At 65.3% G+C, this 14,328-nt stretch carries 9 protein-coding genes and 1 pseudogene; 8 read left to right on the top strand and 2 right to left on the bottom strand.

Annotation, left to right across the window (positions count from 1 at the left end):
- Positions 1-341 precede the first annotated feature (341 nt).
- The 8 genes from C667_RS13205 to C667_RS25725 all read left to right on the top strand — a co-directional run bounded on the left by C667_RS13205 (position 342) and on the right by C667_RS25725 (position 8,924).
- A complete protein-coding gene (locus C667_RS13205; RefSeq protein WP_004365325.1) occupies positions 342-2,294 on the top strand; it encodes a sensor histidine kinase in 1,953 nt (650 codons plus the stop codon).
- Between the two features lie 33 nt (positions 2,295-2,327).
- Entirely contained in the window at positions 2,328-2,492 is a 165-nt protein-coding gene (locus C667_RS25730) for a hypothetical protein (RefSeq protein WP_004365324.1), read from the top strand.
- A gap of 103 nt (positions 2,493-2,595) precedes the next feature.
- A complete protein-coding gene (locus C667_RS24390; RefSeq protein ID WP_004365323.1) occupies positions 2,596-3,303 on the top strand; it encodes a hypothetical protein in 708 nt (235 codons plus the stop codon).
- 49 nt (positions 3,304-3,352) lie between these two features.
- On the top strand, positions 3,353-4,540 hold the full coding sequence (locus tag C667_RS13195) for an outer membrane beta-barrel protein (RefSeq protein ID WP_004365322.1): 1,188 nt from the start codon (positions 3,353-3,355) through the stop codon (positions 4,538-4,540).
- A 35-nt stretch (positions 4,541-4,575) separates the two neighbouring features.
- Positions 4,576-5,118 (top strand): polysaccharide biosynthesis/export family protein, encoded by a 543-nt coding sequence (locus C667_RS13190; protein ID WP_004365317.1) that lies wholly within the window; start codon positions 4,576-4,578, stop codon positions 5,116-5,118.
- An 18-nt stretch (positions 5,119-5,136) separates the two neighbouring features.
- Positions 5,137-7,389, top strand: a complete 2,253-nt coding sequence (locus tag C667_RS13185) for a GumC family protein (protein ID WP_004365316.1) — start codon at positions 5,137-5,139, stop codon at positions 7,387-7,389.
- A gap of 24 nt (positions 7,390-7,413) precedes the next feature.
- Entirely contained in the window at positions 7,414-8,172 is a 759-nt protein-coding gene (locus C667_RS13180) for a tyrosine-protein phosphatase (RefSeq protein WP_004365315.1), read from the top strand.
- Positions 8,157-8,924 (top strand): hypothetical protein, encoded by a 768-nt coding sequence (locus tag C667_RS25725; RefSeq protein WP_157302323.1) that lies wholly within the window; start codon positions 8,157-8,159, stop codon positions 8,922-8,924. Before C667_RS13180 ends, C667_RS25725 begins: the two co-directional genes overlap by 16 nt.
- A gap of 474 nt (positions 8,925-9,398) precedes the next feature.
- On the opposite strand, the gene C667_RS13175 is transcribed toward C667_RS25725, so the two are convergent.
- A complete protein-coding gene (locus C667_RS13175; RefSeq protein WP_245538470.1) occupies positions 9,399-10,703 on the bottom strand; it encodes an O-antigen ligase family protein in 1,305 nt (434 codons plus the stop codon).
- A 424-nt stretch (positions 10,704-11,127) separates the two neighbouring features.
- A pseudogene (locus C667_RS13170) lies at positions 11,128-14,246 on the bottom strand (efflux RND transporter permease subunit).
- Between the last annotated feature and the right edge of the window lie 82 nt (positions 14,247-14,328).

Genomic DNA, 14,328 nt, shown 5'->3' with positions numbered 1-14,328 from the left:
GCCTGCCGGCGCTCCTACACAAACCGACGCGCCTCCGTTGAATGTAGGAGCGCCGGCAGGCGCGAAGACGGCGGTGGGCTTCGTCACCCACGGTGGTTTGTGCTCCGCCCGATTCGCGCCTGCCGGCGCTCCTACACAAACCGGCGCGCCTCCGTTGAATGTAGGAGCGCCGGCAGGCGCGAAGGCGGTAGCTGGTGCGCTTCCGTTGAATGAAGGAGCGCCGGCAGGCGCGAGGGCGGTGGTGGTCACTGGGCTGCAATACGTTTTCTCGTTACCTCCACGCAGGCAAGAGTAAGCTTCCATGCTCGACTCCCGGCATCCCCTGCGCGCGCCCACCCAATATGCGCTCCTCCGTTTCCCGTATCGCCCTCCGCATCCAGCGACTGTCCTCGGGACCTACCTCGCACTGGCTGGCCACCGCGCTGTGCCTGCTGCTCGCCGCCGTGCTCCTTGCCTCCGCCGCCACGGCCCAAGCGCTCGAGCCAGCCAAGGTCCGCGCCCCCCGCCTCCTCGACCTCGCCGTGCTCGAAGACCCCGCCGGCACACTCACCCCCGGCGAGGCGGCGGCCCACACCGGCTGGAAACCCAGCCCGGCCGGGCTGGGCGCCGGCTACAGCGATTCGGTGTGGTGGCTGCGGTTTACCGTGGCGGACGCGGGTGCCGGTCGCCCGCACGCGGTGCTGCGCGTGCGCCCGCATTACCTCGACGAGCTGCGCCTTTACCGGGTAACCGATGCTGCGCCGGAAGAGTGGCCGGTACAGATCAGCGGCGACCACCTGCCTGCGGCGACGCGCCTGCTCGGCGGACTCGTCCCGGCCTTCCTGCTCGACGACGCCTCGCCCGAGGCGCAGCACTACCTGCTGCGCCTGCGCACCACGAGCTCCGCCAGCCTGCAGCTGGAGCTGCTGGACGAGCACGCCTATCTCGACGCCGCGGAAAACGAGGCGCTGTTGATCGGCATGGACCTGGGCCTGCAGGTGGTGGTGCTGCTGTTGCTGGCGGTACAGTGCTGGATCACGCGCCACCGCCTGGCGCTGCTCATGACGCTGGCCGTGGCGATGCACTTCGTTTGGCGCGACAACATCAACGGCTTGCTGGCGGCGACGCTGTTCGCGGAGTCGGCCTGGCTGGCCGACCTAGGCGTGAAGGTGGGGATCTATCTCTCGGCCGGGGCGCTGGCGGTGCTCATGTATGCCTTGGGCGAGCCGCTCGCGCTGTCGCTGCGAATGCGCCGACTGGTGGGCGGCTTTGCACTGTTGTCGCTGGCTTGCGTAGTTCTGGCGATCGCGGGGATCTTCACCCCGGTGGTGCGCATCTACCTGCCGCTCGGTGTCGGCTTCTGCGCAGCCCTGCTGCTCATGCTGGCGCGCAACCGCAGCCTGTCGCCCCGACGGAGCAGGCAGGCGCTGCTCGGCATGGGAATGTACACCGCGGTTTCGGCCGCCACCGTGGGCTCATTGATGATGCCAGGGATCCCACCGACCTGGACGGCCGGGGTGCTGTATGTCAGCAGCCTGATCTATGTGGGCACGCTGGCCGGGCTGTACGGCCTGATGCGTCGGGAGGAGACCGAGCGCGAGGCCGAGTTGCGCAGCGCGCTGCGCGCCCGCGCGGCCGAACTTGCCAGCCGCGAGCAGGCCGCGCGCGAGCAGGGCGACCTGCTGCGCATGCTGGCGCACGAGCTCAAGACGCCGCTCGCCGTGACCCGGCTCGCCGGCGAGGCGCTGCGCACCCTCCTGCCTGCTCCCGCGCCGGCGGTGGCGCAGCGCCTCGTGCGCATCGACTCGGCCACAACCACCATGAACGCCCTGGTCGAAAAATGTCTGCTGCTCGACCGCGTGGAGGGCTTCTCGCGCCTGCAACCCCAGCGCTGCGACCTCGGCACGCTGGTGCGCGAGGCGGTGGACGAGTGCCGTGAGCCCGAGCGGATATGCATCCGGCTGCACCCTCGGCTGGAGGCCGAGTGCGACCCCGACCTCTTGCGTATCGTGGTTGCCAACCTGGTGGACAACGCGCTCAAGTACGCGCCCCCCGACACCCCGGTGCAGGTGCGCACCCGCGCCGAGGACGGGGCGGTGCACATCGAGGTGCACAACGAGGGACCGCCGCTGTCGCCCGAAGACATCGCCCGCCTGTTCGACCGCTTCTGGCGCGCCCGCCACGGCCAGAACATCCCCGGGGTGGGGCTGGGCTTGTACCTGGTGCGCAAGATCATGCGCCTGCACGGCGGCGACGCCGTCGCGCGCTCGGCCGCGGGCGAGGGAACGACGCTGCGGGTCAGCCTGCCAGGGTGAGCCGGAGCGCGCGAGCTGCTCGCACCCGGCGCCTTGCGCACCGAGGGCCGCGAGTTCAGCGGCCGCCCCCGCGCCGACCTCGACGTCCTGCCCGGCATGACCTCCACGATCGAGATCAGGACCGGGCTGAACACCTTACTGCAGTACCTGACCAAGCCGTTCACCAAGCCCTTGTCCGAGGCGCTCGGCGAGCGCTGACGCGGGCGGGGACCGCGGCAGGGCCTGCCTGCCCCCATATCTTATTTACCTTATAGGTATTTTACTTTACCATCGACATGGAACCTGACACTGGATCTCTACCATGCGCAAGACGCTCATCGCCCTCTCGCTCGTCGGCTCACTCTCGTTCGGCACCACCACTGCCCTTGCGGACGAGGCCCTCGTCGCAGCCTTGCAGCTCGCCGGCGTCGAACTCACCAACGCACAGATCGCAGAGCTCGGCGCCGCAAAGGGCGACGCCATCGCCCAGGCCGTGGCACGACTGGTCACTGCATCGCCCGCAAAAGCCGCGGCAATCGCAGCAGCAGCCGTCTCCGCTGCGCCTGCGCAAGCCGCGGCGATCACGGCAGCCGCAGTCACTGCGGCTCCTGCACTCGCCGCCACGATCACCGCCGCCGCAGTAACCGCAGCACCCACGCAAGCCACGGCGATCACCGCCGCCGCGGTAACCGCAGCCCCGTCGCAGGCCGCCACGATCACCGCCGCCGCAGTGACTGCAGCACCCGCACAAGCCACGGCGATCACGGCAGCTGCGGTAACCGCAGCACCCGCGCAAGCCGCGGCGGTCACCCAGGCGGCCGTCGCCGCCGCCCCGTCGGAGCAGGCCGCGGCGATCACCCAGGCGGCAGTCGGCGCTGCGCCGGAACAAGCCGGCGCCATTCAGACGGCCGTGGCCGCCGTGGCTCCCGCCAGCAGTCCGGCCAGCGCGCCGAACGCCAGCGCGCCCCCCGCTCCCAGCGTACCGAGCAGCAACGGCGGCGCCGGCGGAAACTCCGCGAGTCCGAGTTAACCCCCGATCCGCTCACCCGCCTGCCGCCGCCAAGAGATCGCCCGACCCAATGACATCGAACCTCGCCCGCCGCCTGATCGCCACCGCGTTCGCCACTGCCAGCCTCGGCCCCACCGCCTGGGCGCTCGACCCCGCAAACGTCCCTCTGTCCGACGGACTCGCCTTCACCCCCACGCTCAAGCTCGGCCTCAGCCACGACGACAACTTCCGTGCCGTGGAAACGGCCGAGCAGTCGTCCATGGTCAGCAATGTGGCCCCCACGTTCGCGCTCGGCACCGACACCGGCAAGACCCGGCTCGACCTGCGCTACACCGCGAACCATGAGGTCTATCACTCGAGCCGCAAGGACGACAACACCGACCACCTGCTCGGTGCCAACGCCGACTTCCGCCTCGACGCCCGCCACCGCCTGCGCCTCGACGCCAACTACCGCAAGATGGAAGAGACCGCGTCGGCCGACCAGAAGATCGAGAACGACAAGTACAACAGCGCCACCTTCGGCGCCGGCTACACCTACGGCGCCGACAGCGCCACCGGCCAGGTGCGCGTAGGCCTTACGCACGACCGCCTGCGCTACGACAACACCACGGTGTCCAACGGCAAGCGCCTCAACGCCGACAAGGAACGCGACAGCAGCGGCCTCAGTGGCGCCTTCCTGTACCGTGTCGCACCCAGAACCAAGGCCCTCGTCGAAGCGCGCGTGATCCAGCACGACTACGTCAGCAATCCGCGCCTGGACAGTGACAACGCCGCGCTGCTCGTCGGCGCCGAGTGGGAAGCCACCGCCTTCACCACCGGCTCGGCCAAGGTCGGCCGCGAGCGCAAGGACTTCGACCGCGCCGACCGGGACGACGCCTCCACCGGCATGTGGGAGGTCGGGATCACGTGGGCGCCGCTCACCTACTCCACCTTCAGCCTCAACACCCGCCGCGGCTTCGACGAAGGCAGCGACGACGCCGACGCCATCGAGACCCAGTCCTGGACCCTGAGCTGGGACCACGGCTGGAGCGACCGCCTCAGCTCCAGGCTCAGCTACACCCGCAGCGAGCAGGACTACGACCGCCCCGCCAACCCGCGCGACGACACCCTCGACAGCATCGGCTTCGGTGTCACCTACAAGATGCGCAGGTGGCTCGACGTGGGCATCGGGTACAAGCACACCGACAACGACTCCACCCAGGCCGGCAAGAGCTACCAGCGCAACGTGATCGGCGTGACGCTCAACGCCAGCCTGTAACGCCTTCGGAAAAGAACTGCGACCTACTCGACTGCATGCACCAATTCCTTCGCTTCCTTGCCCTGCTTGGGGGACTCAGCCTGCTTAGCAGCAGCCCGGCTTACGCCGAGGCCAATGCGCAATACCGTCTCGCGTCGGGCGACGTCATCCGCATCAGCGTCTTTGGGGAATCCGAGCTCAGCATTGACGAAATCCGTCTCACCGATGCGGGGACCCTCTCATATCCGTTCATTGGCGAGGTGCGTGCCAATGGCCGCACGGCACGCGAACTCGAACAGATCCTCACCACCAAGCTCAAGGGTGATTATCTCGTCGACCCACGTGTCACCGTACGGATCCTGAAATACCGCGAGTTCTTCATCAGCGGAGAAGTAAAGTCCCCCGGCGGATATCCGTACCAGCCTGGGCTTACCTTGCGCCGCGCGGTCGCGCTGGCCGGCGGACTCACCGAGCGGGCCTCGGAAAACCGTATCTCCATCATCCGCGACAAGGATCCTAACCGGAAGCCACAAAAAGCCACTCTCGACACCGAGTTGGAACCGGGGGATACGATCACCATTGACCAAGGCTTCTTCTGAACAGCCTCCAAGCTGCACATGGCAAACATAGAACACACGATCGACCGTAGGGCGATTCACGCCGTCACGGACAATGAGGACGGCGAAGACATCGACCTTCTGGATTTGTGGCGCAGCATCTGGCGGCGAAAATGGAGCATTGCCAGCCTCGTAGCCGTTAGCGTCATGCTGGCTGCACTGGTCTTGTTATCGATCGCCCCGGTGTTCCGTGCAACCGCCACGCTAATCATTGAGCAAAAGGCGGCCAAGGTCGTGTCCATCGAGCAGGTCTACGGACTGGACGGGTCAGGTAACGAGTACCTTCAGACCCAGTTCGAGTTGTTGCGCTCTCGCTCGCTTGCAGAACGTGTCGTGCGTGAGTTGAACCTCACGACCCATCGGGAATTCGACCCCCGCCAGCAACCCGCCCCCCTCCTGGATCTCGGTTCATTACTCTCAAACCTCAAACTTAATCAACTCATCCCCTTCACCCGGCCTGAAGACCTTGAAGAGGAGGTCGCCCCCACTGAAGAACAAATCTTCGATCGAGTAACGCGGGCTTTCATGGCAAGAATCCGGGTCACGCCACAAGGCAAAACGCAACTGGTGAAGGTCGAGGTGGACATGGCCGACGCTCCGCTAGCTGCGAGGGCTGCAAACGCGCTTGCCAAAGGTTTTATCGAAAGTCAGCTCGAAGCGAGCATGGAAATGTCCATGAGTGCGACCAACTGGATGAACGGCCGCCTTGGGGATCTGCGCACAAAGCTCAAGGAAGCTGAATATCGGCTGCAGACCTACCGCGAGAAGGAAAACCTTGTGGACGTCCAGGGTGTAGCGACCGTAACTGCAAATGAACTATCGCTTACCGGCGACCGCATGATCGACGCCCGGCGCCAACGCGCGGAAGCCGAGAGCCAGTATCGTCAAGTCGAATCGATGCGCCGCGGTGGTTGGGAAAAGCTGGCGACCCTTCCCGCTGTACTCGGCCACACGCTGATCCAGCAATTCAAAGCAGAAGAGGCTCGCGCACGAGCAAAGGTCGAGGAACTCTCCAAGCGTTACGGCCCTCGCCATCCCTCGATGGAATCAGCACAAACCGAACTCAAGGCAGCAACCGCGAGCCTACGCGGCCAAGTCGAGCAGATTGTCGCCGGGATAGAGCGTAACTACCAACTGGCGGTCGCCAACGAGAGCTCTCTGCGGGCATCTTTCGACGCAAACAAGGCACAAATCCAGGATATCTCGCGCAAAGAGTTTCGCCTGCGCGAGCTTCAGCGCGAAGTGGAAACGAATCGAGCCCTCTATGAGACCTTCATGAATCGCTTGAAGGAGACGTCAGCGACCTCGGACCTCGAATCAGCGAACGCGCGCATTGTGGACGCCGCAACGGAGCCCGATACACCCATCAGCCCGAGGGTATCGCTTGTACTGGCCATGGTGGGCCTGTTGGCGCTGGTAGTTAGTGTTGGCTTGACTTTGCTGCTCGAGGCTTTAAACAACACCTTCAAGCGCACCGAGGACATTGAGAACAAGCTTAACCTACCAGTTCTAGGCGTCCTGCCACTGGTCAAAGCTAAGAACGAGCGTAAACATGTGGCCCGCCTGTTCCACAACAACACCGATAGGGCCTTCGCGGAATCAGTCCGTACGATGCGCACCAGCCTGGTGCTGGCGGGCATGGACCGCCCGCACAAGCGGATTGTCATCACGTCATCAACTCCCGAGGAAGGTAAAAGTTCGATTTCAGCGAACCTTGCTTCTGCCTTGGCACAAATGGGTGACAGAGTGCTTCTCGTGGATGCAGACATGCGCCGCCCTACGCTCGCCAAGCTCTTCGAGCTGCCCGTAGGCACGCCCGGCCTCGCCAACATCCTTGCTGGGACCGCGACACTCCAGGAGTGCCTCAGGGAACTGGACGGCGTCAGCGTCATCACTGCCGGCACTGTCCCCCCCAATCCACTCGAGTTGCTGTGCTCTGCACGCTTTGAGCCCCTCATGCTTGAACTGGTCAAGGGCTACGACCGGATCATCATCGACTCTCCGCCCACGCAGGCGGTGAGCGACGCGCTCGTGCTGGGATCGATGGCGGACGCCCTGATCTATGTGGTTAAGGCTGAGTCAACCGCCGTCCCGCTTGTGGTCAAGGGAGTCGGGCAGTTGCTCCAACGCAATGCGCCGGTGATTGGTGTCGTGCTCAACCAAGTGGATGTCGGTCGGGCTCGGAAATACGGTTACGGCTACGACGGCTACTACGACTACTACGGCTACAGCACTCAGCAATCAGCACGCTGAAACCACGCTGCTCCGAAAAATAAAATGGTCGACCTGCATAGCCACGTTTTACCGGGAATCGACGATGGGGCCCCGGACCTCAACGTTGCACTCGAACTCGCCCGAGCTGCGATTGCGAACGGGATCACACATATCGTCTGCACACCGCATATCCACCCCGGGCGCTACGACAACTCGCCCGAGATCATCAATTCCGCACACCGCAAACTCCTGCATGCGATCGCCGATGAGCAGTTGGCGCTCGAGATTGCAGCGGCCGCCGAAGTGCGATTCGGGATAGAACTCATCGACGCTGCGCAGCAGGGCACGTTGCCTTTTCTCGGCCAGTGGCACGAGAAGCCAGTGTTGCTACTCGAGTTCCCCCCGGGCGAAATACCTTACGGCGCAGAAAGGCTCACCGAATGGCTAGTCTCACGCGGCATCGTTCCGATGATTGCGCACCCGGAACGCAACAAGGCCGTGCTTCGCAACCCTGCGCGGCTCAAGCCGTTCCTGCAGCAAGGCTGCATGCTCCAAGTAACCGCGGGATCGGTTGCGGGCCGTTTCGGCCGCCCGTGTCAGGATCTGTCAAACCAGTTGCTCACTGCCGAGGTCGTCACTGTGCTGGCGACCGACACCCACAACCTCGACCACAGGCCACCTGACTTGTACGAGGGGATGGCTTGCGCTGCAGCTGTAGTGGGCGACGCAATGGCACGACGTCTCGTCGAGGAAAACCCTTGGGAGATTGCCCAGTTCCACTTCTGCGCTCCCGCGCAATCGAGATCATGCGCTGCTACTTAACGAAGACGAGCGCACTGGGAACTCCGCGCAAGGCGATCGGCGCGCAAACGCTTGTGCAACCGCGGCCGGTGGGCAAAATGGCTCTCGCGGCGCTCGCGCTGTCTGCGATCGTGCTGATCGCTAACGGCTTGCGTATGGTTGGCGCTGGATTTGCAGACCTTCAGGTACGTGCCTTCCTCGTCGATTGGGAAGCGAAGCGCACTGAACCCAGTTCAAAGGCCTGGCAAGTCGCACACCAGGCAGCCGTGCGTGCAGTCGCCTATTTTCCTGCACCCAACGGGGCCTATTTGGAGCGCCTGGGTCACGTGAACGCTTGGCAGCACTTTCGCCACCCTCGTGGTGATGCTCACGCACAGCTTAGCCGACAAAGCGCAAAAGAGGCTTACCGTGACGCTATCAAGTACCGGCCAACCTGGCCTTACCTCTGGGTATCACTGGCGCGCACAAAGCTAGATTTGCTCGAATTCGACCCAGAGTTCGCCAGCGCTCTGACCCAGGCACAACACCACGCGCCGTGGCGCCCAGAGGTAAACGGTAGGCTGGCAGAGGTCGGTTTCTCCACTTGGACGCTGCTCTCCTCGGAGCAACGGGATGATGTTTTGACTGCAGCGGCGCGCGCAGTCGTGCTGTCAAAAAACTGGCGAGCCCCTATTTTCAAGCTCGCCAACCGCACGGCGCAGACCTATTCGCTCTGCGTTAAAGCTGCCAGGTGGGCAAGCGAACTGCAACTCGACGAGTGCGCCGACCGCTAATAGCAACCACGGCTAGGTAGCAAGCCGAAAGCATTACTTTTCATGAGCCAGAAGCCGGTGAGCCAGACGCTGCGATCCGACGACGCCCGCAAACGATGCGCGCCAACAACCCTATCATGTGCGCAAGCAGAAGCAGGACGCACGCCACCAGTCCAATTAGCTGATCGTCTGCCGAACCCTGGTACCAGAGCCATGTGATCGCCGCATAAACAGACAGGTAACCAGCACAACGCAACCAGCGCCGCCGTAGTAACCAAAATGCGCCAGGGACAAGGACTGCCAGTGAAAGGACCACAGGATTTTTGTGCACAGCAAACCTAAGTAAGTTATACGCAATAACGCAATGACGCAATAAGTGTACCTTACTCGGAAGCTTACTAGCAAGCCTGCGGGCTACTGTCGTCCAAGCCAACCGTTGGATCCTGCCCCAGCCTTCCCGACGCCACGCCGGGTGAAGAGGCCACCTCTACAACTTCAACGTCGGGCGCGCCGTTTGCTGTGGTGCCCCGCCAGCACACCAATAGCGCACACGACTACAAAAGTGGCCGCGTTGGCGGGGATCTGAAGGTTGAAGTCGGTCCCTGAATGAACCGCGAGTGAAATGATGCCCATCGCAGCGCCAAACCCGACGCCGCTGGAGTAAGCCGAGTCTCGCCGCCATAAAGCCTTGAATGCATGCCACAAAGCCAAGGCGACAAACAGGGCCAGCGGCAAGCTGCCGAGGAGACCAAACTCGACGCCGAACTGTACGTAATCGTTATGAGCGTGGTCGAAATGCAAAGGGATGGTGTGATCTGAAAAGCGCGGATAAACGGCCTCGAAGCTACCCGCGCCATGCCCCAGCAGCGGGCGCTCCTTCAGCAAGGGGATGGACTGCAGCAAGACGTCATCGCGCAGTTCATTCGCTGAGGCGACGACCTCTCCACCGATGACCACATCGGTAAGGCGCGTTTCGATTAGCCTGTCCTTCAGTCTCCCAAGCCCAAAGTATTGGCTGATGACCAGCACATCGATGAGCACGATACTCAAAAGAATCGCCACGTTACGGACACGGTGTTCGCGGTTACGGATCACAAACAGGCCAGCGGCCACGAAAAGTCCAACAAAAAAACCGATATTCCCGCCTCGCGAATGTGTCATCACCAAGGCAATCACCATGATGATGAGGGCTAGCCGCAGCCGAGCCTTCGGGCCAAGAAGCAGTTCAAGCGCGGTATGCCAGTTGAGGGACCGACCGTCGCGCAGAGCCAAGAGCAAGCCGATGCCACAGGCAAGCGTGAGTTCCAGATAGCCGGCGAGGTGGTTACGATTGACGAAAGTGCCAGTAGCATCGCCACCGTAACTGATCTTGGCGCCAATGAGCAGCCACTCGATGCCCGAGAGTGTCATGAATGCACCATAAAACGCCTGCAAGGCGCCACTGACCACCAGCGTCGCCAACAACACCGTAAGCCGGCCGCGTGTATGGAACAGCACGATCACGAGCAAGAACAGCAAATTATAGGCCAGGCCGAGCATCAGGTATTGGAAGGTGGCACCCGTATCGACCGTAATACCACCCAGCCACTGCACCGCCACCCAGGCCTGCGAACAACCCAGCAGTAACGCCATGCCCAACGCCGGATGCCAGGCGGGGTTACGCGGCACGGGCGGTTCCTGCCGCCACTGCAGCACCACCCAGCCCAGTGCGATCACACCGACCCAGGCAACCAGCACCCCGACCGCCCAGTCGCGGTTGCTGCCCAGGGGCAAAGGCATCCAGACGAGCAGCACGAGCACGGAAACGACGAGCCAGCGCTCGAGCGAAGAGGAAGATGGAAGCACTGGGAGGAGAGAGGTGTCTTTTCTGAAAGAGTACCATCATCCGCGACCAATGATTACCTTTTGCACGGATGCAGGAGCGCCGCAGCGCGCGAGCCTCCGAAGGCACGCCAGCGCGCGCGATTACAGCATTACCCGGCTCAACCGCGATTCGCGGCTGCCGCCGCTCCTACATAAACCGGCGCCGTGATGGTTCATGTAGGAGCGCCGGCAGGCGCGAAAGCAGCGGTGGGCTTCGTCACCCACGGTGGTTCCTGTACCGCCCGATTCGCAGCTGCCGCCGCTCCTACATAAACCGGCGCCGCGATGGTTCATGTAGGAGCGCCGGCAGGCGCGAAAGCAGCGGTGGGCTTCGTCACCCACGCAATGCTGGCCGCCCCCCTCACCCCAGCTCGCGCCGCTTCACCAGCGCATACAGCGCCGGGATCACCGCGAGCGTGAGCACGGTCGACGACACCATGCCGCCGACCATCGGGGCGGCGATGCGGCTCATCACCTCGCTGCCGGTGCCGCTGCCCCACAGGATGGGGAGCAGGCCGGCCATGATGGTGACCACGGTCATCATCTTCGGCCGCACGCGCTCGACCGCGCCCTCCATGATCGCGCGATGCAGCTCCGCCACCCCCGGCACGCGGCCCTCGGCGCGGCAGCGCGCACGCATCTCCTGCCAGGCCTGGTCGAGGTAGATCAGCATGATCACGCCGGTCTCGGCCGCCACACCGGCGAGCGCGATGAAGCCGACCGCCACCGCCACGCTCATCTGGTAGTCCAGCCACCACATCAGCCACACCCCGCCCACCAGCGCGAAGGGCACCGACAGCATCACGATCAGCGTCTCGGCGAGGCGGCCGAAGTTGAGGTAGAGCAGCACGAAGATCAGCGCCAGCGTGAAGGGCACGACGATCTTCATCTTCTCCTTGGCGCGCTCCATGTTCTCGAACTGGCCGCTCCAGGTGGCGTAGTAGCCCTGCGGGAAGGCGACCTCCGCCGCCACCGCGCGCTGCGCGCGCTCGACGAAGGCGCCGAGGTCGGCCTCGCGCGTGTCCACATAGACATAGGCGGCCAGCAGCGCGTTCTCGGTGCGGATGGCGGGTGCGCCGCGCGTCAGCTTGACCTCGGCGAGCTGGCCGAGCGGGATCGGGCCGTTCATCGTCGGCACGAAGACGTCGGAGCCGAGCCGCGCCGGGTCGTCGCGCAGGCCGCGCGCGTAGCGCACCGACACGGCGTAGCGCTCCAGGCCCTCGACCGTGGTCGTCACCGTCTCGCCGCCGAGCGCGGTGGCGATCACCTCCTGCAGCATGTCGATGCTGAGCCCGTGGCGCGCGAGCTGCTCGCGGCGCGGGTCGATGTCGATGTAGTAGCCGCCGGCCACGCGCTCGGCGTAGGCGCTGCTCGCGCCCGGCACCTTGCGCACCGCAGCCTCGACGGCCTGGGCGAGCCTCTCCAGGGTCTCCAGGTCCTTGCCGAAGACCTTCACGCCCACCGGGGTGCGGATGCCGGTGCTGAGCATGTCGATGCGCGCCTTGATCGGCATGGTCCACGAGTTGGCCAGGCCGGGAAACTTCAGCGCGGCGTCCATCTCGGCGATCAGGCCGTCGGTGGTCATGCCCGGCCGCCACTGGTCCTTGGGCTTGAGGTTGATGACGGTCTCGAACATCTCCAGCGGCGCCGGGTCGGTGGCGGTGTTGGCGCGGCCGGCCTTGCCATACACGGACACGACCTCGGGGAAGGTCTTGAGGATGCGGTTGGTGGTGGCGAGCAGCCGCCCGGCCTCGGTCACCGACATGCCCGGCAGCGCCGCCGGCATGTAGAACATGCGTGCCCTCGTCGAGCGTGGGCATGAACTCGGAGCCGAGCTGGCGCGCGGGCACGACGGTGGCCGCCATCGCCGCGACCGCCAGCGCCAGCGTCGCCCAGCGCCAGCGTCGCCCAGCGCCAGCGCAGCACGCCGCGGATCAGCGGGCGGTAGAGCGCGATCAGCAGCCGGTTCACCGGGTTGCGGGCCTCGGGCAGGATGCGCCCGCGCACGAAGAACAGCATCAGCACCGGCACCAGGGTCACCGACAGCAGCGCCGCGCCCGCCATGGCGAAGGTCTTGGTGAAGGCGAGCGGCGAGAACAGGCGCCCCTCCTGGCCTTCGAGCACGAACACCGGCAGGAAGGACACGGTGATCACCAGCAGCGAGAAGAACAGCGCCGGGCCGACCTCCTTGCAGGCGTGCACGATCGCCACCGCGCGCGCGGCCTCGCCGGCGCCCGCGGGCAGGCGCTCAAGGCGTTTGTGGGCGTTCTCGATCATCACGATCGCCGCGTCCACCATCGCGCCGATGGCGATCGCGATGCCGCCCAGGCTCATGATGTTCGAGCCCAGCCCGAGCGAGCGCATGGCGATGAAGGCGAACAGGATGCCGAGCGGCAGGGTCACGATCGCCACCAGCGCGCTGCGCACGTGGAGCAGGAAGACCACGCACACCGCGGCGACGATCAGGCTCTCTTCGAGCAGGGTCCACTGGAGGTTGGCGATGGCGCGCTCGATGAGCTCGGAGCGGTCGTACACCGGCACGATCTCGGCGCCCGCGGGCAGGCCGGGCGCGATCTCGGCGAGCCGGGCCTTGATGTGGCCGATGACCTCGAGCGCGTTCTCGCCGAAGCGCGCCATCACGATGCCCGAGGCCACCTCGCCCTCGCCGTTGAGCTCGGCGATGCCGCGCCGCTCGGCCGGCACCAGCTCGACGCGGGCGACGTCGCCCACCCGCACCGGCGTGCCGCGCTCGGCTTTCAGCACGATGCCGGCGATGTCCTCCACCCCGCGCAGGTAGCCGCGCCCGCGCACCATGTATTCCTTCTCGGCGAGCTCGACCACCCGTCCGCCGACGTCGCGGTTGGAGGCGCGGATCGCCTGGGTGACCTGGTCGAGCGTGATGCCGTAGCCCGCGAGGCGCAGCGGATCGACGCTGACCTGGTACTCGCGCACGAAGCCGCCGATGCTGGCGACCTCGGCCACGCCATGGGCCTGGCTGAGCGGATAGCGCAGGTACCAGTCCTGCAGGCTGCGCGTCTCGGCCAGGCTCATGTCGCGGCCGAGGAGCGCGTACTGGTACACCCAGCCCACGCCGGTGGCGTCGGGGCCGATCTGCGGCGCCACGCCCTGCGGCAGGCGGCTGGCCGCGGTGCTCAGGTACTCCAGCACGCGCGAGCGCGCCCAGTAGAGGTCGGTGCCGTCCTCGAAGATCACGTACACATAGGACGCGCCGAACATCGAGAAGCCGCGCACCACCTTCGCGCGCGGCACCGCCAGCATCGAGGTGGTGAGCGGATAGGTGACCTGGTCCTCGACCACCTGCGGCGCCTGGCCGGGGAAGTCGGTGTAGACGATGACCTGCACGTCCGAGAGGTCGGGCAGCGCGTCGAGCGGCGTCTTGTGCACCGCGTAGAGGCCGCCGGCGACGAGGAAGAGCGTGGCGAGCAGCACCAGGAAGACGTTGCGCGCCGACCAGTCGATGAGGCGGTCGAGCGCGCCGGGGGTGGCGGCGCCGGGGGTGGCGGCGCCGCCAGGCGGCGCGGGCGGGACGCCGGCGGCCGCT

The sequence above is a fragment of the Thauera phenylacetica B4P genome (genome assembly GCF_000310225.1).
GTDB lineage: Bacteria > Pseudomonadota > Gammaproteobacteria > Burkholderiales > Rhodocyclaceae > Thauera > Thauera phenylacetica.
Note: the sequence above shows the minus strand (reverse complement) of the source record. Positions and strands in the feature narration are given on the sequence as shown.